General features: G+C 67.7%; 17 protein-coding genes. 9 read left to right on the forward strand and 8 right to left on the reverse strand.

Features of this window, described 5'->3' with window-relative positions; all coding sequences use genetic code 11:
• The first annotated feature begins 17 nt into the window (after positions 1-17).
• Genes ACCD11_RS01685 through ACCD11_RS01705 form a run of 5 tightly spaced genes read left to right on the forward strand, consistent with a single transcriptional unit; the run spans position 18 to position 6,524 of the window.
• Positions 18-1,172: an efflux RND transporter periplasmic adaptor subunit gene (locus tag ACCD11_RS01685; RefSeq protein WP_413311970.1), complete on the forward strand. Its 1,155-nt coding sequence runs from the start codon at positions 18-20 to the stop codon at positions 1,170-1,172.
• Complete coding sequence (locus ACCD11_RS01690) at positions 1,165-4,260, forward strand: efflux RND transporter permease subunit (protein WP_413311971.1); 3,096 nt, start codon at positions 1,165-1,167, stop codon at positions 4,258-4,260. The genes ACCD11_RS01685 and ACCD11_RS01690 overlap by 8 nt, the downstream gene beginning before the upstream one ends.
• Before the next feature lie 16 nt (positions 4,261-4,276).
• A complete protein-coding gene (locus ACCD11_RS01695) occupies positions 4,277-5,782 on the forward strand; it encodes an efflux transporter outer membrane subunit (RefSeq protein WP_413311972.1) in 1,506 nt (501 codons plus the stop codon).
• Positions 5,779-6,159 carry a RidA family protein gene (locus tag ACCD11_RS01700; protein ID WP_007827674.1) on the forward strand — a complete coding sequence of 127 codons (381 nt, stop codon included), beginning with the start codon at positions 5,779-5,781 and terminating at the stop codon, positions 6,157-6,159. The genes ACCD11_RS01695 and ACCD11_RS01700 overlap by 4 nt, the downstream gene beginning before the upstream one ends.
• A complete protein-coding gene (locus ACCD11_RS01705; protein ID WP_413311974.1) occupies positions 6,159-6,524 on the forward strand; it encodes a hypothetical protein in 366 nt (121 codons plus the stop codon). Before ACCD11_RS01700 ends, ACCD11_RS01705 begins: the two co-directional genes overlap by 1 nt.
• Here ACCD11_RS01705 and ACCD11_RS01710 read toward each other — a convergent pair.
• From ACCD11_RS01710 to ACCD11_RS01725, 4 genes are all read right to left on the reverse strand, one after another.
• Entirely contained in the window at positions 6,488-7,561 is a 1,074-nt protein-coding gene (locus tag ACCD11_RS01710) for a phospholipase (RefSeq protein WP_413311976.1), read from the reverse strand. The genes ACCD11_RS01705 and ACCD11_RS01710 overlap by 37 nt on opposite strands.
• A 34-nt stretch (positions 7,562-7,595) precedes the next feature.
• Positions 7,596-9,971: a Tex family protein gene (locus ACCD11_RS01715; RefSeq protein ID WP_413311978.1), complete on the reverse strand. Its 2,376-nt coding sequence runs from the start codon at positions 9,969-9,971 to the stop codon at positions 7,596-7,598.
• Between the two features lie 79 nt (positions 9,972-10,050).
• A complete protein-coding gene (locus ACCD11_RS01720; protein ID WP_413311979.1) occupies positions 10,051-11,019 on the reverse strand; it encodes a sensor histidine kinase in 969 nt (322 codons plus the stop codon).
• A gap of 8 nt (positions 11,020-11,027) precedes the next feature.
• Entirely contained in the window at positions 11,028-11,822 is a 795-nt protein-coding gene (locus ACCD11_RS01725) for a LuxR C-terminal-related transcriptional regulator (protein WP_007827664.1), read from the reverse strand.
• A 514-nt stretch (positions 11,823-12,336) separates the two neighbouring features.
• On the opposite strand from ACCD11_RS01725, the gene ACCD11_RS01730 reads away from it, so the two are divergent.
• Genes ACCD11_RS01730 through ACCD11_RS01745 form a run of 4 tightly spaced genes read left to right on the forward strand, consistent with a single transcriptional unit; the run spans position 12,337 to position 15,389 of the window.
• Positions 12,337-12,843, forward strand: coding sequence for a hypothetical protein (locus ACCD11_RS01730; RefSeq protein WP_413311981.1), 507 nt, complete (start codon positions 12,337-12,339; stop codon positions 12,841-12,843).
• Positions 12,840-13,346, forward strand: coding sequence for a GIY-YIG nuclease family protein (locus ACCD11_RS01735; protein ID WP_413311982.1), 507 nt, complete (start codon positions 12,840-12,842; stop codon positions 13,344-13,346). The genes ACCD11_RS01730 and ACCD11_RS01735 overlap by 4 nt, the downstream gene beginning before the upstream one ends.
• A gap of 55 nt (positions 13,347-13,401) precedes the next feature.
• Positions 13,402-13,977: a DUF2239 family protein gene (locus ACCD11_RS01740; protein WP_413311984.1), complete on the forward strand. Its 576-nt coding sequence runs from the start codon at positions 13,402-13,404 to the stop codon at positions 13,975-13,977.
• Positions 13,974-15,389, forward strand: a complete 1,416-nt coding sequence (locus ACCD11_RS01745; protein WP_413311985.1) for an MATE family efflux transporter — start codon at positions 13,974-13,976, stop codon at positions 15,387-15,389. Before ACCD11_RS01740 ends, ACCD11_RS01745 begins: the two co-directional genes overlap by 4 nt.
• A gap of 14 nt (positions 15,390-15,403) precedes the next feature.
• On the opposite strand, the gene ACCD11_RS01750 is transcribed toward ACCD11_RS01745, so the two are convergent.
• From ACCD11_RS01750 to ACCD11_RS01765, 4 genes are all read right to left on the reverse strand, one after another.
• Positions 15,404-15,880 (reverse strand): VOC family protein, encoded by a 477-nt coding sequence (locus ACCD11_RS01750; RefSeq protein WP_413311987.1) that lies wholly within the window; start codon positions 15,878-15,880, stop codon positions 15,404-15,406.
• Positions 15,881-15,986: 106 nt separating this feature from the next.
• The gene (locus ACCD11_RS01755) at positions 15,987-16,991 is read right to left on the reverse strand and encodes an NAD(P)-dependent oxidoreductase (RefSeq protein WP_413311988.1); all 1,005 of its coding nucleotides are present in this window, start codon (positions 16,989-16,991) and stop codon (positions 15,987-15,989) included.
• Positions 16,988-18,061 (reverse strand): LacI family DNA-binding transcriptional regulator, encoded by a 1,074-nt coding sequence (locus ACCD11_RS01760; RefSeq protein ID WP_413311990.1) that lies wholly within the window; start codon positions 18,059-18,061, stop codon positions 16,988-16,990. Before ACCD11_RS01760 ends, ACCD11_RS01755 begins: the two co-directional genes overlap by 4 nt.
• A 140-nt stretch (positions 18,062-18,201) precedes the next feature.
• Positions 18,202-19,803 carry an MFS transporter gene (locus ACCD11_RS01765; protein ID WP_413311991.1) on the reverse strand — a complete coding sequence of 534 codons (1,602 nt, stop codon included), beginning with the start codon at positions 19,801-19,803 and terminating at the stop codon, positions 18,202-18,204.
• Positions 19,804-19,863 lie beyond the last annotated feature (60 nt).

A 19,863-nucleotide genomic window follows, 5' to 3' on the forward strand; every position in this document is an offset into this window, starting at 1 on the left:
CTCGACATCCGCATGCGATGAAGAAGAAATCCCTCTACCAAATGACTCCCGCGCGCATCGTCTTCGGCGTGATGACCTGCGCGGCCCTGTGCGTCGATTCCTTCGACAGCACCGCCCATGCAGCCACCCCGGTGGCCGCCGCCCCTGCGCCGATGCTTGTGCGCCAGGGCAACCGCCTGAGCGTGCCCGCCGGCTCGCCGCTGCGCGATCGCCTGCTGGTCGCCACGGTCGGCCAGGACACGCTGCCGCACGAGGTGAGCCTGCCCGCCACGGTGGAAGCCAATCCGGCCAATACCGCCAACATCCTGCCGCCGCTGACCGGCCGGCTGCTCGAGCTGAAGGTGCGCCTGGGCGACACCGTCAAGCGCGGCCAGGTGCTTGCGACGATGAGCTCGCCCGACCTCGCGCAGGCCGTGGCCGACGCGCAGAAGGCTCGCGACGCACTCGACCTCGCGCAGCGCGCGCGGGTGCGCGCGCGCGGCGTGAACGAGGCAGGCTCCAACGCCGCGAAGGACGTTGAAGTCGCCAGCAGCAGCGTCGCCCAGCAGAAGGCCGAGCTCCAGCGCAGCGAGGCGCGCCTGCGCAGCCTGGGCGCGGACGCGAGCGGCGCACAGGCGGGCCAGGTGCTGAAGATCGTCGCACCCACGTCCGGCACGGTCACGGCGCTGAACGCGGCCGCCGGCTCCAGCCTGAACGACGCCAACGCGGCGCTGATGACGGTGTCGAACCTCGATTCGGTCTGGGTCACGGTCAACGTGCCCGAGGGCGTGGTCGGCACAGTCGCGCCGGGGCAGAACGTGGTGGTCACGCTGGCCGCCTATCCGGGGCGCAGCTTCACCGGCAAGGTGGCCTTCGTGAGCGCGGTGCTCGACGCGGACACGCGCCGCGCCCGCGCGCGCATCGTGTTCGCCAACCCCGAAGGCATCTTCAAGCCCAACATGTACGCGACGGCCGTGCTGGGCGTGCCGCAGGGCGCGCAGCCGCAGGTGCCGGCATCGGCGCTGCTGATGAACAACGACAGCGTGAGCGTCTTCGTCGAGGCCGAGCCCTGGACCTTCGTGCGCCGCACGGTGGAGCTGGGCCGGGAAGACGGCGACAAGGTTCGCATCCGCAGCGGCCTGGCCGCCGGCGAGCGCGTGGTGGTCCGTGGCGGTGTGCTGCTGAATGATTAATCTCATCATCACCCAGTTCTTCCGCCGCAGGCACCTGGCCTGGGCGATGTCGGTGGCGCTCGTGCTCTTCGGCGCGTGGTCGTGGACGCAGATGACGGTGGAGGCCTACCCCGACCTCGGCGACGTGAACGTGCAGGTGACCACGCAGGTCAACGGCCTGGCCGCCGAGGAGATCGAGCAGCAGATCACCACGCCGCTGGAGCGCGCGCTGAGCAACACGCCGGGGCTGGCATCGATCCGCTCGAGCAGCACCTTCGGGCTGTCGCTGATCACGCTGACCTTCAAGGACGGCACCGACGACTACTTCGCGCGCCAGCGCGTGACCGAGCGCATCGGCCAGGTCAGCCTGCCCTCGGGCGCGCAGCCCGGCCTGGGGCCGGTGGCGGGGCCGGCCGGCGAGATCTACCGCTACACGCTGGAGTCGGACACGAAGAACCTGATGGAACTGTCGGAGCTGCAGCGCTGGAAGGTGATTCCCGCGCTCAAGCAGGTGGCGGGCGTGGTCGACACCAACAACTTCGGCGGCTTCACCCGCGAGTTCCAGCTGGAGCTCGACCCGGCGCGCCTGCAGAAGTACGGGCTGGTGCTCAACGACGTGGTCACGGCCATCAACAACAACAGCGCCAACGCCGGCGGCGGGCGCATCGCGCGCGGCGACCAGAGCTACGTGGTGCGCGGCATCGGCCAGATCCGCACGCTGGACGACCTGGGCACGGTGGTGGTGGCGCAGAGCAACGGCTCGCCGGTGCAGGTGCGCGACCTGGGGCGGCTGCAGTTCGGCCACCAGGAGCGCGGCGGCATCCTGGGCAAGGACACCAATCCGGACACCATCGAGGGCATCGTGCTGATGCTCAAGTACGAGAACCCCTCGCGCGTACTCGAGGGCGTGCACAAGAAGATCGACGAGCTGCAGGCCGAGCTCGCGCCCATGGGCGTGAAGATCGTGCCCTACATCGACCGCGACGACCTGGTGAAGCTCACCGTCGACAAGGTGACGCACACGGTGCTCGAAGGCATGGCGCTGGTGTGCTTCGTGCTCATTCTTTTCCTGGGCAGCCCGCGCAGCGCGGTGGTGGCTGCCGTGGCCATTCCGATGTCGCTGGTGACGGTGTTCATCGTGATGCACTTCACCCGCATGCCGGCCAACCTGTTCTCGCTGGGCGCGATCGACTTCGGCATCATCGTGGACGGCGCCATCGTGGTGATGGAGGCCATCCTGCGGCGCCGGGAAGAAGAACCGCACGCCACGCTCACCGAGGGCAACATCCTCGAGACGGTGAGCCACGTGTCGGGACCGATCTTCTTCGCGACGCTGATCATCATCACGGCGTACTTTCCGCTCTTCGCCTTCGAGCGGGCCGAGGGCAAGCTGTTCAAGCCGATGGCCTTCACGGTCGGCTACGCGCTGGTGGGCGCCCTGCTCTGCGCGCTCACGCTCATTCCCAGCCTGGCCTACGTGGCGCTGCGCAAGCCGAGCAAGCCCTTCGTCAACAAGCCGCTGGAGTGGCTCGCCGGTGCGTACCGGCGGGTGCTGGCGCGGCTGCTGGAGGTGCCGGCCATCGCCTACGGGCTGAGCGTGGCGGCGCTGGCCGCGGTGGTGGTGCTGGGTGCCACGGCTGGGCGCGAATTCTTGCCAGACATCGACGAAGGGGCGTTGTGGCTGCAGGTGCAGCTGCCCTCGGGCCTGTCGCTGGACAAGGCCAGCGAGATGGCGACCGAGCTGCGGCACGTGCTGCTCGAATACCCGGAAGTCTCGTACGTGGTGACGCAGCTGGGCCGCAACGACGACGGCACCGACCCGTGGACGCCCTCGCACATGGAGGTGCCGGTGGGTCTCAAACCTTATGGCGAGTGGCCGGCCGGGGTGAAGAAGGCCGACTTCGTGCGCACCCTGACCGAGCGCTTCGCGCGCATGCCGGGCTTCGACGTGGGCATCAGCCAGCCCATCATCGACGGCGTGAACGACGCCGTGGGCGGCGCGCATAGTCCGCTCGTGCTGCGCATCTACGGCGACGACCTGAAGGAAAGCCGGCGCATCGGCAACCAGATCGTCGACCTGCTCGAAACGGTGCGCGGCACGGCCTCGGCGTCGCTGTTCCAGGAGCCGCCGATTCCGCAAGTGGTGATCCAGCTCAACCGCGAGGCGGCGGCGCGCTTCGGCGTGAACGCGAACGACGTGGCCAGCCTGATCCAGACCGGCATCGGCGGCGCGCCCGTCATCACCGTGTACTCGGGCAACCGCACCTACAACGTGTCGGTGAAGATGCCCAAAAGCGCCAAGGGCAACACCGAGGCCATCGGCTCGCTGCTGCTCAACAGCTCCAGCGGGGCCAAGGTGCCGCTCGCGCAGGTGGCCGACATCCGCCTGCAGACCGGCGAAAGCACGATCTCGCACGAGATGAACGAGCGCCAGATCACGGTGCGCGTGGACAACCGCGACCGCGATCTCGCCTCCTACCTCGACGAGGCACGCGAGCGCATCGCGAAGGAAGTGAAGTTCGACCCCACGAAGTTCCGCCTGCAATGGGCCGGCCAGTTCGAGAACCAGCAGCGCGCGCAGGCCCGGCTGAGCGTGTCGCTGGCCATCGTGGTGAGCATCATGGCGGTGCTGCTGTTCTTCCAGTTCGGGAAGATCCGGCAGGTGGCGCTGATCCTCGGCGTGGTGCCTATGGCCACGCTGGGCGGGCTGATCGCGGTGCACGTGGCGGGTGAAACGCTCAACGTGGCAACGGCCGTGGGCTTCATCGCGCTCTTCGGTGTCTCGATACAGAACGGGATCATCATGGTCGCGAACTTCCGCCGCGTACGCGGCGAAGGTCTGGAGCTGCAGGCCTCGGTGCTCGAAGGCGCGACCGAGCGGCTGCGGCCGGTGCTGATGACGGCCACGGTGGCGTCGGTGGGCATGCTGCCGGCGGCGTTGGCCACCGGCGTGGGCACCGACGTGCAGCGCGGGCTGGCCACGGTGGTGGTCGGCGGACTGGTGGTGTCGACGCTGCTGACGCTCTTCATCCTGCCCACGCTGTATTTCGCGATGGAACGCGTGTTCGAACGCAAGGGCTGGGGCACGCGCTCGCGGCGCGACCGCTAGGAAAGCAGAACAAGCAATGACGACGAAGAAGACAAACCTGGCGACGCCCGTGGCGGCCGGCATCGCGGCGATGCTGCTGGCCGGCTGCGCGGTCGGCCCCGACTACGCCCGCCCCCAGCTGAACCTGCCGGAGCAGTACACGCCCGCGCCACCTGCAAGCAAGGAAGCCGAAGGCGTGCCGCTGGCGCGCCTCTCGCCCGAACTCGACGTGCCGGCCCAGTGGTGGCAGGCCTTCCGCAGCGAGCCGCTGAACGCGCTGGTCACGCAGAGCCTTGCCGGCAACCCGACCATCGAGGCGGCCGACGCCGCCCTGCGCGCGGCGCAGGAGAACGAAGCCGCCGATCGTGCCGCCTTCTGGCCCAGCGTGGCGCTGGGCTACGCGCCCACGCGACAGCGCGTGGCCAGCGCGGTAGCGAGCCCGGTGTCGTCCAACGCGAGCCTGTACACGCTGCACACGGCGCAGGTGACGGTGTCGTACACGCCGGACGTGTTCGGCGCCACCCGCAGGCAGGTGGAAGGAGCAGAGGCCGGAACCGAGCTGCAGCGCTTCCAGAGCCTGGCCGCGAAGCTCACGTTGAGCAGCAATGTGGTGACCGCCGCGATCACGGAAGCTTCGTTGCGCGCACAGCAGGCCGCCACGCTGACCATCATCGCGGGCCAGAAGGAGGTGCTGCAGGCCTATCGCAAGCAACTGACGCTGGGCCAGGTTGCGCCGGCCGACGTCGACGCACAGGAAGCCGCGCTGGCCGCCGCCGAGGCCACGCTGCCGCCGCTGGACCGGCAACTGGCGCAGCAGCGCAACCTGCTGGCCACGCTGGCGGGCCGCTTCCCGAGCCAGGGCGTGGAGGCGCGGTTCGATCTGGGCGCGCTGCAGTTGCCGACGGAACTGCCGCTGACCCTTCCTTCCAGCCTGGTCGAGCACCGCCCCGACGTGCGTGCTGCCGAGGCGCAGTTGCAGGCAGCCAGCGCCGCCATCGGCGTGGCGGTCGCGGCGCGGCTGCCGAACGTGACGCTGGGCGTGAACTCGTACGGCTCTTCGGCCTACCGGCTGGCGGACCTGTTCAAGTCGTCATCGCTCTTCTGGACAGTGGCCGCGAGCGTGACGCAGCCCATCTTCGACGGCGGCGCGCTCAAGCACCGCGAGGCAGCCGCGCACGCCTCCTTCGACCAGGCAGCCGCGCAGTACCGCGCGACGGTGCTCGCCGCCTTCCAGGACGTGGCCAATACGCTGGAAGCCATCGATGCCGACACCCGCGCGCTGCAGGCGGCGGTGAAGGCCGAGCGCACGGCTTCGCAGAGCCTGGCGCGCACGCAGGCGCAGGTGCGGCTGGGCGATGCCAGCCCGCTGTCGCTGCGCATCACGCAGCAGGCGCAGCAACAGGCGCTGCTAAATCTCGTGCAGGCCCGCGCGCTGCGGCTGACCGATGCCGCCGCCCTCTTCCAGGCGCTGGGCGGCGGCTGGTGGAATGCGCCGCAACCTGCCATCGTCTCGTCTTCTTCCATTTCTCCCGCATCGCCATGAACATCATCCGCCACGACATGGGCCCCCGCTTCAGCGAGATGGTGACCGTCGACCTGGGCGCTGCGCGCCTGCTGTACCTCTCCGGCCAGGTGGCCGAGAACCCTTCGCTCGACATCACCGGGCAGATGCGCGAGATCCTGCGCCACATCGATCGCCTGCTAGCCACCCAGGGCGCGACCAAGCAGGACCTGGTGAGCGTGACGATCTACCTGCGCACCGTGGGCGACTACGCCGCGATGAACTCGGTGTGGGACGAATGGGTGCCCGCCGGCCACACGCCCGCGCGCGCCACGGTGGGGGCGAAGCTGATCGACTCCGAGTACCGCGTCGAGATCCAGGCCACGGCGGCCATCACCGCGATGGGGCCGACGCCGTGATGCGCACGGTCGTTCTTTGGGGGCTGATGCTGGGCGGCTGCTCGGCCTTCGATGCGCATTCCTTCGACCGTTCCGCCGGCTGGCGGGCCGCGCAGGTCGTCAGCGTCGGGCGCACGAGCGACTTGGCAGCCACTGCCGATCGCGATTGCGGTGCAGACGGCGGTGCCGCGACACCCTACGCCGTCGTGCGCTACCGCTACGGCGGCGTGCACACGCGCTCGGTAGGCACGGGGCGATGGCCTCAAGGCGCCGAACTCAAGGTCGGCGATGCGGTGGAAGTGAACATCCTCGACTGCGCGGCACCCTTGGCACTGCTGGCGCCGGTGGGTCAGAGCGGCAGCAGCTCGGGCGCGCCGTCGCGCTGAAGCCAGCCCTCGAACTCGTCGGACAGCCGCCGCGCTTCGCGCGTGGCACGGCCCCACGCGGCGATGCGTGCCTGCGCGTCGTTCGCGAAGTGGATGAAGTCCTTGCGGTCGGGGAGCTTGCCGTTGGGCAGCGAGCGCACCCAATCGGGGTCGGGCGCTAGCAACACCATGCGGTCGAGGAAGCCGCTGGCCTTGTGGCGCCAGCGCAGCCCCTTGTCGAGCCAGCCCGGCACCACCGCCTGCTGGAAATGCGGATACAGCACGATGCCCTCGTCGGCCGGCTGGTAGTCCAGGTGCAGGTGGTAGTCGGTGATGCCGCCGTCCCAGTAGGCGCCGCGCGGCGCGCCGGGAATGTCGTGCACCGCCGCCAGCAGGAACGGAATGGAGCACGAGGCCTGCAGCACCATGTTGAAGTTGGCCTCGCTCAGTGCATGCTGGCGCGTGCGGAAGTCGCGCGTACCGAAGGGCAAGGAGGCGCCGGGCGTGGAGAACACGCAGCGCTCCAGCCACGCGCCCAGGCTCCTGCGGTGCAGGCTGTTGGTCGCGAAGGCGCCCAGGTAGCCGACAGGAGTGCGCGCCCTGCCCTCGCGCCCGAGGATGTGGCGTCCGCGCGAAGTCACCACGTGCAGGCGGTAACGCGGATGGTTCAGCACCTCGCCGATGCGCCCGCCATAGAAGTCTTCGAGGCTCTGGGCGAACTTGTCGCTGAGCTGGCGCGGGCTGAGCCGCTTCTGTCCCGGCGGCACCTCGAACTGCTGGTGCACGTAGTCGTGCTCGAAGCGTTCGAAAGCGGTGTCAGGGTCGGCCAGGCAGGCCGTCGACAGCCGCCACGCGCCGATGGAGGCGCCCACCAGATGCACCTGCTGGCTCGACTGCGTGAGCCAGCGCCCGAAGATGAAGCGGTCGAGCGGCCCGAGGATCAGCCCCTTGGGACCGCCTGCCGCGCCGGGGATGGTGCGCACGTCCTGCGAGCGCAGGCCGTGCCGTTCGATGTGCTTGCGGGCCGCGGGGCCGGCGTAGATGCGCAGGGCTTTCATGCCGGATGCTTCCGCAAGAACCGTGCGTTGCCGACTACTTGCGCAACCCCTGCAGCTTGGCAAACGCGCTCGCCATCTGCCCCGCCGGCTGCGGCGAGTTGTCGCGCCGGCCTTGCTGCTGCTGGCCGCGCCCTGCCCCTTCGAAACGGTTGTCGCGCGGGCCGTCACGGCGCGCGGGCGCTGCATCGAGCTTCATCGACAGGCCGATGCGCTTGCGCGCCACGTCCACTTCCATCACCTTGACCTTGACGATGTCGCCGGTCTTGACGACTTCGCGCGCGTCGTTCACGAACTTGTGGCTCAGCTGGCTGACGTGGACCAGGCCGTCCTGGTGCACGCCGAGGTCGACGAAGGCGCCGAACTGCGCCACGTTGCTCACGGTGCCCTCGAGGATCATGCCCTCGGCCAGGTCCGAGATGTCATCCACGCCGTCGTTGAAACGCGCCACCTTGAAGTCGGGGCGCGGGTCGCGGCCCGGCTTCTCGAGTTCGCCCAGGATGTCCTTGACCGTGATGACGCCGAATTTCTCGTTGGCGAACAGCTCGGGCTTGAGCGTCTTGAGCATGTCGGCGCGGCCCATCAGCTCGGCAATCGGCTTGCCGGTTTTCACGATGATCTGCTCGACCAATGGATAGGTTTCCGGGTGCACGCCGGTGATGTCCAGCGGGTCGGTGCCGCCGCGGATGCGCAGGAAGCCCGCGCTCTGCTCGAAGGCCTTGGGGCCGAAGCCGGTCACGTCGAGCAGTTGCTTGCGGGTGGAGAACGCACCATTGGCCTCGCGCCAGCGCACCACGGCCTTGGCCACGCTGCCCGACAGGCCCGAAACGCGCGACAGCAGCGGCACGCTGGCCGTGTTCAGATCCACGCCCACCGAGTTCACGCAGTCTTCGACCACGGCCTGCAACGTGCGTGCGAGTTCGCTCTGGTTCACGTCGTGCTGGTACTGGCCCACGCCGATGCTCTTGGGATCGATCTTCACGAGTTCGGCCAGCGGGTCTTGCAAACGTCGCGCGATGGAGGCTGCGCCGCGCAGGCTCACGTCGACATCGGGCATTTCCTGCGAGGCGAATTCACTGGCGGAGTACACCGAAGCGCCCGCCTCGCTCACCACGACCTTCTCGACCTTGATTTCCGGCGCGCCGGCCTGCGCGGCCATCTTGGCCAGCAGCTTGATGAGGTCGGCGGCCAGCTTGTCGGTTTCGCGGCTGGCGGTGCCATTGCCGATGGCGATCAGGTTCACGCCGTGCTTGGCGCACAGCTTGCCCAGCGTGTGCAGCGAGCCTTCCCAGTCCTTGCGCGGCTCGTGCGGGAACACGGTGGCGGTCTCGACCAGCTTGCCGGTGGAATCGACCACGGCCACCTTCACGCCGGTGCGGATGCCAGGGTCGAGGCCCATCACGACACGCGGTCCGGCCGGCGCAGCCAGCAGCAGGTCGCGCAGGTTGTCGGCAAACACCTTGATGGCGACCTTCTCCGCGTCTTCGCGCAGGCGGGTGAACAGGTCACGCTCGGTCGACAGCGCCAGCTTCACGCGCCAGGTCCAGGCCACGCACTTGCGCAGCAGGTCGTCCGACGGGCGGCCCGCATGGCTCCAGCCCAGGTGCAAGGCGATGCGGCCTTCGGCGATGCTCGGCTTGCCCGGTTCGGGCTCGACCGGCAGCACCAGCTTTGCATCGAGGATGTCGAGCGCGCGGCCGCGGAAGACGGCCAGCGCGCGGTGCGATGGCACACGGCCAATGGGCTCGTCGTACTCGAAATAGTCGCGGAACTTGGCGACGTCGGCGTTGTTCTCGTCCTTGCCGGCCATCAGGCTGGACTTGAGCAGGCCTTCGTTCCAGAGCCATTCGCGCAGGCCCTGGACCAGAGCAGCGTCTTCGGCCCAGCGCTCGGAAAGAATGTCGCGCACGCCGTCGAGCACGAGCGGCACTGTGGAGAAATCGGGGCCCGGCTTGCCGTCGTCCAGCGTGGTGGCGGGCTGCAGGAAGGCCTTGGCTTCCACGGCCGGGTCCAGCATGGGGTCGGCCAGCAGCTTGTCGGCCAGCGGCTCGATGCCGAATTCGCGGGCGATCTGGCCCTTGGTGCGGCGCTTCTGCTTGAACGGCAGGTACAGGTCTTCGAGCTCCTGCTTGGTGGGTGCGAATTCGATCGCGGCGCGCAGTTCGGGGGTCAGCTTGCCCTGCTCGTCGATGGCCTTGAGCACGGCGCCGCGGCGGTCTTCAAGTTCGCGCAGGTAGGAAAGGCGAGCTTCCAGCTCTCGCAGCTGCACGTCGTCGAGGCCGTCTGTGACCTCCTTGCGGTAGCGGGCGATGAATGGAACCGTGGCGCCCCCGTCGAGCAGTTCGACGGCGGCCTTCACCTGGTTCTCGCCGACCTTGATCTCGGCGGCGAGCTGGCGAATGATTTTCTGCATGCTTGAGCGCGTCCCTGGCAAAGCGCGGAAGTTTGCCATAGGCGCTCGGTGCCCGGCCGGGGCCGTCCGGCGGGTCGCGTTACAGCATGCTTTCCGCTTCGGTCCGGGTGCCGGCCTGCGCCCGGCTTGGAACCACCAGTTGCACACACAGTCCACGGGGCACGATATTCGCCAGCGTCAGTTTGCCGCCAATGGCGTCGGCCCGCGTGCGCATGCTGCGCAGGCCCTTGCCCATCGAGGCGGAAGAGGCACTGCGGGCAGCCCCCAGGCCGCGGCCATCGTCGTGCACCTCCAGCACCAGCCCTTGCGGGTGGGCCTGGATGCCGAAGCGCAGTTCGACCCGGGTCGCACGGGCGTGCCGCAGCGCATTGGACAGCGCTTCCTGCGCCACCCGGCAGATCTGCATGGCGGTTTCGGGCGGCACCGAATGGGTTTGTGTCTCGCTCGAGATGTTCCATACCAGCGCGATGCCCAGCCGGTCGAATGCGGGCTGCAGCCGGTAGCGCAGATGGGCCAGCCGCTCGACGACGGTGGCGGAGGTCTGGTCGTCGAGGTCGTCCACCGTCATCTGGAGTTCGAGCAGGCAGGTTTGCAGGGCCATCGACAGGCTGCCTGGGCCGGTGAACCGGGGGTCCTGGCTGGCCAGCAGCGCTACCAGCCGCGAGCCGACCCCGTCGTGCAGGTCATGGGCGATGCGCCGCCGCTCGGTCATCACCTCCTGCGAGGGCCCGTGGCTTTCCGCGCGGTGCCGGGAAACGAGCCAGATGCCGATGACCGTGGCAAGCACCCCCAGGTTCAGCGCCTGCATTGCCCAAAATGTGAATGGCATGTCATTCCCCATCAAGTTGGCGGCCGATGCAGCCCGGATCACCTGCGCGGTCACGGGGGTCAGATGCAGCGCCGCCGCCAGGCCAGCCCACATCAGCAACCGCCTGCGCGAGATGCGCAAGCGCAGCCACATCAACAGCACGCCCCACGAGCCGATCGACAACCACACGAACTGGTCTTCCAGAAAGTGCGGTAAATGAAGGACCTGCGGCGAGAGCATGGCATGGCCTACAGGAGCCCCCGGTGGGAGGCAAAGCTCACGGCCTGCGCGCGGGTATGGGCGTGCAGCTTGCGGTAGATGTTTTTCACATGCGCATTCACCGTCTGGGCGCTGATGGTGAGCTGCAGCGCGATCTCTTCGGTTACGTAGCCCGTCGCCACAAGTCGTAACACTTCGCGCTCGCGTGTGGATAACGTCGCCTTGCTCTCCGGTGGGCGCACCGGGTTCACGTTGGAGCGCTTGTGATCGAGGTGCACGAGCAGCCGGCGCGCCAGCCGGGGCGTGATGGCGGCCCCGCCGTTCACCACCTGCAGCACGGCCTGGGCATAGCTCTGGAACCACGCGTTCTTGACGAGGTAACCGGAGGCGCCAAGCTCGAAGGCGTGCAGCACCTGGGGTTCGTCCTCGAGTGCCGAGATGACGATGATCTCCGCCGCGCTGCGATGCCGCTTGGCCTCTTCGATGAGCTCGAATCCACTCCCGTCACCGAGGCGGATGTCGACCATCAGCACATCGAACTCATGCTGCATCAGCAATCGTCGCCCTTCGCGCAGCGTGCCGGCCTGCCCCTCGAGCTGGATGCGCAGGTCGCCCAGCAATTCCTGAGCGATGACGCGACGCACGAAGGGGTCGTCGTCCACCAGCAGGACGCGCACGGGTTTGGTGTGCTGTCCGGTAAGGAAATCGGGCCACGGGAGCGTGTCGGCGGACGGCGCGAGCAGCCCGCCAAACTGACCGGGGTTGGCATAGTGTTTAGCCCCATTCCCTGTTTCCGTCAACGAAATGTCGAGATCGCTTTCCATTCCAGCCCCTTTGTGACAATTAATGCACTTTGTTCGTGTCGAAAAGTTAATCCATTTCTACTCAGATTTTGAGTTTCGGCTTTTTTGATTACTTTGGTTGCATCTTGTTTCCATTGATTTTCGATGTCAACTGAAAGTTGTAATTTCCATGTTGGCGTCGCGTGAAAGGACGCCTTCCGATGCCAGCGGAGAGGGAGCAAACCACTACTTTCGTCATAGCCTTGCACTACCCAGCATGAGACATTTTTGGCTGGTTTCCCGACCCAGAAACTGCGCTCCGGTCATGGCGAAAGCATCTAAACCGCGCCGCTGCCCGAACCAAGGCCGGATCGTCCGGTGATCGAGCGGGCGGCGCGGTCAGCTTCGCGGGACTTCGGATCGGCGGGCGCGACGGCAAGCGGTTCGGCGACCACGCAGGGCCAGGTAACCAGCATGGCCGCGACAACCGGCAACGGCCTTGCAACAGGCGGAGCGTTCCCGTGGCCGAGGGCACGCGCTGCCTTACCCTTCGCGGATGACCTCATTCGCCCGTGCACTGCGCGCACTGCTCCGCGCCATCGGTATCGTGCTCGTCGTTCCCGTGCTGCTCTTCGAGGAGTGGGGCTGGGAGCCACTGGCCGCGCTCGCCGCGCGGCTGTCCCGCCTGCCCTTCTGGGCAGCGCTCGAAGAACGGCTGCGCCGCCTGCCGCCCTGGGGCGCATTGCTGGCTTTCTTCGTGCCGGTTGTGCTGCTGCTGCCGGTAAAGGTACTGGCGCTCTTTCTCTTCAGCCGCGGGCACGCGGCCAGCGCCCTCACCGTGCTCGTGCTGGCCAAGCTGGTGGGCACGGCCATCGTCGCGCGGATCTTCCAGTTGGTCGAAGGGCCGTTGATGCGCATTCCGTGGTTCGCCCGCTGGTATCCGCGATGGAAGGCATGGAAAGACCATGTGCTCACCCTCGTTCGCCAGAGCCGGCCCTGGCGTGTGGTGCGGGCGCTGAATCGGCGCATCTCGCGCGGCTGGCGTCGGCTTAGAGAAGGTTGAGCAGTTATTTTTACCCGGGTATATTGCCGCGCGCATTTAACCCGGGTAATATTTGGAGCATGAACCTCTCACCAGAAAGCCGGCGAGCCATCTCCCGCCAATACAAGGAAACCGCACGCCCGGCCGGCGTCTTCGTCATCCGCAACGGGCTGACAGGCCGGGTCTATGTGGCCGGCAGCCTCGACGTCGAAGGCGCCATGAACCGTGCCCGCTTCGAGCTGAACATGCGCTCGCACCGGAACAAGGCGCTCGGGCGGGACTGGATCGCGCACGGCGCCGATCGGTTCACCTTCGAGGTGATCGACCGGGTCAAGGAAAGCGAAGACCCGGCCTTCGACCGCGCGGCGGAACTCGAGAAACTCCTTGCGCTCTGGCGCGAAGAACTCCAATGCGACGGCGAGAAGGGCTACAACACGCCATCCGCCCCGGCGGCCGAAAAAAGCCTGCCGCAAATCAACACCGCGCCTCTTGCGCTTTGCCTCGACGACACACCAAACGCCTGAGCCGTTCAGCAGGTAGATTACGCACCTCGTTTCGAACGGACCGGAAGAAAGAACAATGCCCTCCGACACGCCACCCACCAACCTGATCGTTTTCGCCGGTTTCAAGTGCATTGCCCAGGGAAGCACCGCCGACGTGCTCGCGCAGTTGCGCGAGCGCAAGGACGACACGCCCTACCTCGTGTTCAACGAGCAGACCGGCGAGCCGCTCGACTTCGACGTGCACAACCGGGCCGGCCTCGTGCCGCACGCCGCCGGTACAGAGGCTCATGAAGACACGCCCCGTGGCGTAGGCCGCCCGAAGCTGGGCGTGGTCGCGCGCGAAGTCACCCTGCTTCCGCGCCACTGGGACTGGCTCAACCGCCAGCCGGGCGGCGCATCGGTCGCGCTGCGGCGCCTGGTGCAGGAGGCTAGCCGCGTCAACGCCGACCGCGACGCCGTGCGCGCTTCGCGCGAGGCCACCTATCGCTTCATGACCGCGATTGCCGGCGCCCTGCCCGGCTTCGAGGAAGCCACGCGCGCGCTGTTCGCCGGCGAGCGCAATCGCTTCGAAGGACTCATCGACGCCTGGCCTGTGGACCTGCGCTCCCATCTTCAAAAATTGTCAGCCGCCGGCTGGAGCACCCCCGCATGAGAGCAACCCCCGAGACTTCCGCAACCGGTCGCAGCGGCCTTCAGGGCGTGCCCGTGGCGCCCGTGGGCGCAACGCGTCCGTTGTGGAAGGTCTTTCTTTTCTTCCTCGCGCCGATGCTGCTCAGCAACATCCTGCAATCGCTCTCGGGCACGCTCAACAACGTCTACGTGGGGCAGATGCTCGGCGTGGGCGCGCTGGCCGCCGTGTCGAGCTTCTTCCCGGTGATGTTCTTCTTCATCGCCTTCATCATCGGCCTGGGCGCGGGCGCCTCGGTGCTCATTGGCCAGGCCTGGGGCGCGCGCGACGTGGCCAAGGCCAAGGCCGTGGCCGGCACCACGCTCACGGTGGGCGTGCTCATGGGCCTGGTGATCGCAGTGTTCGGCGGCGCCTTCACCACGCCGATGCTGGCCGCACTGGGTACGCCGCCCGATGTGCTGGCCGACTCCACGCGCTACGCCCGCATCATGCTGGTCGCGATGCCGGGCGTGTTCGTGTTCCTGCTCGCCACGGCCATGCTGCGCGGCGTGGGCGACACCGTCACGCCGCTGCTCACGCTGGTGATCTCGACGCTGATCGGGCTGGTGGTCACGCCCGCGCTCATCCGCGGTTGGGGCGGCCTGCCGCAGCTTGGCGTGGCCAGCGGTGCGTGGGCCTCGGTGCTGTCCTTCGCGGTGGCGACCACCTGGCTCGGCTTCCGGCTGCACAGCCGCAAGAGCCCGCTTGCGCCCGACGCGGCGTTCGTGCGCAACCTGCGCATCCAGCCGCACCTGCTGAAGGCGGTGCTGAAGATCGGCGTACCCACGGGCGTGCAGATGATCGTGGTCGCTCTGGCCGAGGTGGTGCTGCTGTCGATGGTCAACAGCTACGGCTCGAGCGCCACAGCGGCCTACGGCGCGGTGAACCAAGTGGTGGCGTACGTGCAGTTCCCGGCCATCTCGATCGCCATCGCCGCGTCGATCCTCGGCGCGCAGGCCATCGGCGCGGGCCGTGCCGACCGGCTCGGCGCCATCGCCAAGACGGCGCTGCTGATGAATCTCGTGCTGACCGGCGGCCTCGTGCTGCTGGGCTACCTGTTCTCGCGCCACCTGATGGCCTTCTTCATCACCAGCGCGCCGGTGCTCGAGATCGCACAGACGCTGCTGCACATCATGCTGTGGAGCCTGGTGATCTTCGGCATGGCCGCGGCGCTGTCGGGGGTCATGCGCGCCAGCGGCTCGGTGCTGGTGCCTACGTTGATCTCCATCCTCTGCATCCTCGGAATAGAAGTGCCGGTGGCCTGGCTCATGAGCCATCGCATCGGCCTGAACGGCATCTGGATCGCCTACCCGGTGACCTTCGGCGCGATGCTGCTGCTGCAGACCGCGTACTACCAGCTGGTGTGGCGCAAGAAGGGAATCCGCCGGCTGGTATAGCCGCCGGCGGCGGATCACTCCCCGTCGAAGGCCCTCTGCACCGTGGCGATGTCGAGCTTGACCATCTTCATCATCGCCTGCATTGCGCGGGCCGCCTTGGCCGGGTCCTTGTCCTGGAACATGCGGATCATCGGCATGGGCGCGACCTGCCAGGACACGCCGTAGCGGTCGGTGAGCCAGCCACACTGCACCGGCTGGCCGCCGCCTTCGAGCAGCTTCTCCCAGTAGTAGTCGACCTCGGCCTGGGTCTCGCATTTCACGAGCATCGAGATGGCGGGGGTGAACTTGTACTCCGGCCCTCCGTTGAGCACCATGAACTCCTGCCCTTCGAGTTCGAAGGTTGCGGTGAGCACCGAGCCCTTCTTGGCGGGGTTGACGTCGCCCCAGAGCAGCTTGTCGGTCACGCGCGAGTTCGGAAAGATCGCGGTGTAGAAATTCAGCGCGTCTTCGCCGTTGCCATCGAACCAGAGGCAGGGAACGATCTTTTGCATGGGATCTCCTTCGCTTGAATGATGAACCAGAGAGTTCAGTATCAAATCGGCAGGAAGGCCTTGTCAACCCGTGCGGCGCCTGTCAGCGGGAAGTTCCCATCGAGGCTCAGGCACCCACCCTGAACGCTTGCCGCCAGCGGAATGCCTCGGCCGCATTGACCGCGCCCTGCGGTGCCCTGCCCTGGAAAATCTCCGCCAGCTGCGACACGGTCTCCATGGCCTGGTGCTCCACGGCCGGCGGCGTGAGTCCGCCGATGTGCGGCGTGGCGATCACGCGCGGGTGCGCCGCCACGCGCAGCGACGGCATCTGGTCGGGTGCACGGCCCACGTCCAGCGCGCAGCCGGCAATGACTCCTGCATCGAGCGCAGCGAGCAGCGCGTCTTCATCCACGAGATCGCCGCGCGATGCATTGATGAAGAAGGCATGGGGCTGCATCGCTGCGAAGGCTGCGGCATTCATCATGTTCTCGGTCTCCCCGGTGGCGGCTGCGAGGCAGGCCACGAAGTCGGCTTGCGCCAGCAGCGCTTCGAGCGTCGCCTCCTGTGCGAACTCGGCCCGGCCGGTTGCGGTGTGCGGGTCGTGCACGACGATGCGCATGCCCAGCGCCAGCGCGATGTCGCACAGGTAGCGGCCGATCTGCCCGTAGCCGATCACGCCCAGCGTGCTGCCACGCAGTTCGCGACCCATTGCCGATGCCACGGTCCGGCCTGCGTGGTAGCCCTCGGACGACGCGCTGATGTGCCGCCCCAGGTCGATCATTGCGCCCACGATCCACTCGGCCACCGCAGGAACGAACCCCGCGCTCGCCCGCGTGACCAGCACACCATGCCGGCTGGCCGACGCCACGTCGATGTTGCGGATGTCGATGGCGCAGCGCACGAAGGCTTTCAACTGCGGCAGCGCGGCGAACAGCGCCTCGTCGCCCGCCGTCTGGCGGTAGGAAACGATGGCGTCGCAGTCCCGCGCCTGTTCGGCCAGGTCGGCCGACGAAAGATCGGTGTCCGTGGGGTTGAAGCGCACCTGCGCGATGGCCTGCAAGGCGGCAGAGGCCCGGTCGCCGAAATAGTGCGCAAGCTTGCTCTGCGGATGGCTGACGAAAACCGTGGTCATGAAAAAAGCAGCTGTCCGGCTGGCGACTCTCCGCGCAGCGGCGCTGCGACCGAATCGCGAGCCACCAGCGTGGGCGCAAAGACAAACTCCTGCGCCGGCACCGACGGGTCCGACAGCCGGTTCATCACGCGCTCCACCATCACCTGCGCCATCTCGGGTACGGGCACGCGCACCGAAGTCATGGCGGGATACATCAGCGTCGATAGAAACACGTTGTCGATGCCGATGACCGACACGTCCTGCGGCACGGCAAGCCCGGCATCGCGAAAACCCGCCATCAGGCCGAAGGCCAGCAGGTCGTTCACGCCGATCACGCCGGTCGGGCGCTGTTTCGACTTCGCCATCAGCACCGCCTGCGTGCGGCCCAGTTCGCTCATCATCGAATCGCCGTACTCGTCGACCGGCAGGCCTTCGATCACCTGGGCGCTGCCTTCGAGGCCCGCAGTCCGGACGGCAGCGAGGAAGCCGTCGACCTTTTCGCTACGGCTCATGGTGCGCCCGGAGGGCGTGACGAACGCCAGCCGCAGATGTCCCTGCTCGATCAGGTGCTGGGTGGCGAGGCGCGAGGTCTCGAAGTTGTCGACGGTCACGTGGTCGATGACCGAGGCCATGCCCGGCGTGGCGCGCCGGTCGTAGCTGACCACCACCAGCCCGCCCTCGGCGGCGGCCTCGACGTGCTGCTCGTCGAGCAGCGACGAGATGATGATCACGCCGCGCACGCCGTGCGCCATCAGGTCCTCGAAGAAATGCGCTTCCTTCGCGGCGTCGCGGTAGGTGTTGCCGATCATGATCCGGAAGCCGTAGCGCTCCTGCGCGAGCGTTTCGACTTCGCGCGCGATGAAGCCGTACATGGGGTTGGCCATCGACGGCACCAGCAGGCCGATCAGCGGCGTGTGCCCGGTCTTGAGCTGCCGCGCCGAGGTGTTGGGCCGGTATTTCAGATCGCGGATGGCGGCCTCGACGCGTGCCAGCGTTTCCTTGGCCATGCGATCGCTGCGTCCGTTCATGACGTTCGATACGGTGCTGTTCGAAACGCCTGCCCGCCGGGCCACGTCGCTGATTCTGCTCATGGCATCTCCCCCTTCTGTCTTATGTTTTTCGAGTCGCTCCCCCGCGTGCATTGGCGGCCACGCGGAACACGCGGGCGCTTGCGCCAACGCACAACGAAGGTAACGGACTTCGTCGAGTCCCGCCTCCGTACCCGCCCTAGCTATTTCTCCGTGGCCGGCCTGGCCGCAGGCACCGCACCGATCATCAGCCAGGCACTCACCGCGCTCAGTACGGCCAGTCCCGCGCTCAGCAGCATCACCCAGCGAAAGCCCGCCACGAAGGATTCGGCCACGGCCCTTTTGAGGGCTGCCGCCGTGGCCGCATCCACGCCCGGCGGCAGCGCCGCGCCCGCCAGCTTGCTGCGCTCGCCTTCGAGAAAAGCCGTCACCTGCGCCGAAGCGCCCATGCCCCGCAGATGCTCTTCCAGCGCGACGTCGAAGGCCCAGGCCATGATTGCGCCGAACACCGCAATCGCCAGCACCGCCGCCGCACGCGACACGGCGTTGTTCACGCCCGAAGCCACGCCCGCCAGGTCCGGGCCGACCGCGTTCATGACGGTGGTGGTCAACGGCGCCACCGTCACCGTCATGCCGAAGCCAAGCACTGCCACGGCCGGCAGGAAGCCGCTCCAGTAGCTCGCGCCGACGCCCGGCACGGCAAAGAGCGCAAAGCCGACCGCCGCAATCGAAGGCCCGATGACCAGCGGCAAACGCGGCCCGAAGCGGTCGACCAACTGTCCGGCCCAGCGCGAGAGCGCGAACATGGTGAAGATGAAAGGCAGCAGCGCCGCGCCCGCCACGGTGGCCGAGTAGCCCTGCACCTGGATCAGGTTGAGCGGAAAGAAGTACAGCCCGCCGCCCAGCGCCGCGTAAAGCAGCAGGGTCAGCAGATTCGCGCCGCTGAAGTTGCCGATGCGCAGCAAGGTCAGCGGCAGCATCGGCGTGCGCACCTTGCGCTCGGCGGCGATGAAGCCCGCGCTGCCCAGCACACCCAGGGCCAGCGCCCCGAGCACGGCCGGCGAACCCCAGCCTTGCGTGGGTGCCTCGATGAAGGCATAGACGACGCCGCCAAGCCCGGCCGTCGCCAGCAGCGCGCCCCAGAAGTCCAGCCTGCCGGTGGCCGATGCGCCGCGGCTCTCGGGCACGTGGCGCCACACGATCCACAGCACCAGCAGCGCCATCGGTACGTTGATGAAAAAGGCCCAGGTCCACGAGAAGTGATCGACCAGGAAGCCGCCCAGCACCGGCCCCACCGCCGCCGTGATGCCGCTGAAGCCTGACCATGTACCGATGGCCTTGCCGCGCTCCTTCTCGGGAAACGACGCGCTGATCAGCGCCAGGCTGCCCGGCACCAGCAGCGCGCCGCCGATGCCCTGCACCGCCCGCGCGGCAATGAGCTGCTGCACGGTGGCCGCGAGCCCGCAGGCCACCGAAGAGAGCGCGAAGATGCCGACGCCGATCGCGAAGATGCGCCGTCGGCCATAGCGATCGCCCAGTGCGCCGCCCACGAGCAGCAGCGCCGCCAGCAGCAAGGCATACGACTCGACCACCCATTGCGCCTGGAACGCCGTGGCCTGCAGCTCGGCCTGGATGGCCGGCAGCGCCACGTTGACCACCGTGCCGTCGATGAAGGCCATGCTCGACCCCACGACGGCCGCGGCCAGTACCCAGGGCTTGGAAGCCTCGGGACAGGTCCCCTCTTCCGCCCGCGCGCCATGCAGGATCAACGTGTCGTCGCAGGGAGCCTTGCCGATCTGTGCCATGGGATCTCCGTCGATTGGATTCCGTTTTGCTCCTTCCCCCTCTGGGGGAAGGTTGGGATG

Source organism: Variovorax sp. Varisp36 (assembly GCF_047304235.1).
Lineage (GTDB): Bacteria > Pseudomonadota > Gammaproteobacteria > Burkholderiales > Burkholderiaceae_C > Variovorax.

Coding starts and splice junctions, on each gene's coding strand:
- ACCD11_RS01750 (WP_413311987.1), bottom strand. CDS start 15,880: ATGCAAAAGATCGTTCCCTGCCTCTGGTTCGATGGCAACGGCGAAGAC.
- ACCD11_RS01745 (WP_413311985.1), top strand. CDS start 13,974: ATGAGAGCAACCCCCGAGACTTCCGCAACCGGTCGCAGCGGCCTTCAG.
- ACCD11_RS01710 (WP_413311976.1), bottom strand. CDS start 7,561: ATGAAAGCCCTGCGCATCTACGCCGGCCCCGCGGCCCGCAAGCACATC.
- ACCD11_RS01700 (WP_007827674.1), top strand. CDS start 5,779: ATGAACATCATCCGCCACGACATGGGCCCCCGCTTCAGCGAGATGGTG.
- ACCD11_RS01715 (WP_413311978.1), bottom strand. CDS start 9,971: ATGCAGAAAATCATTCGCCAGCTCGCCGCCGAGATCAAGGTCGGCGAG.
- ACCD11_RS01740 (WP_413311984.1), top strand. CDS start 13,402: ATGCCCTCCGACACGCCACCCACCAACCTGATCGTTTTCGCCGGTTTC.
- ACCD11_RS01755 (WP_413311988.1), bottom strand. CDS start 16,991: ATGACCACGGTTTTCGTCAGCCATCCGCAGAGCAAGCTTGCGCACTAT.
- ACCD11_RS01725 (WP_007827664.1), bottom strand. CDS start 11,822: ATGGAAAGCGATCTCGACATTTCGTTGACGGAAACAGGGAATGGGGCT.
- ACCD11_RS01760 (WP_413311990.1), bottom strand. CDS start 18,061: ATGAGCAGAATCAGCGACGTGGCCCGGCGGGCAGGCGTTTCGAACAGC.
- ACCD11_RS01720 (WP_413311979.1), bottom strand. CDS start 11,019: ATGCTCTCGCCGCAGGTCCTTCATTTACCGCACTTTCTGGAAGACCAG.
- ACCD11_RS01695 (WP_413311972.1), top strand. CDS start 4,277: ATGACGACGAAGAAGACAAACCTGGCGACGCCCGTGGCGGCCGGCATC.
- ACCD11_RS01705 (WP_413311974.1), top strand. CDS start 6,159: ATGCGCACGGTCGTTCTTTGGGGGCTGATGCTGGGCGGCTGCTCGGCC.
- ACCD11_RS01685 (WP_413311970.1), top strand. CDS start 18: ATGAAGAAGAAATCCCTCTACCAAATGACTCCCGCGCGCATCGTCTTC.
- ACCD11_RS01765 (WP_413311991.1), bottom strand. CDS start 19,803: ATGGCACAGATCGGCAAGGCTCCCTGCGACGACACGTTGATCCTGCAT.
- ACCD11_RS01690 (WP_413311971.1), top strand. CDS start 1,165: ATGATTAATCTCATCATCACCCAGTTCTTCCGCCGCAGGCACCTGGCC.
- ACCD11_RS01730 (WP_413311981.1), top strand. CDS start 12,337: ATGACCTCATTCGCCCGTGCACTGCGCGCACTGCTCCGCGCCATCGGT.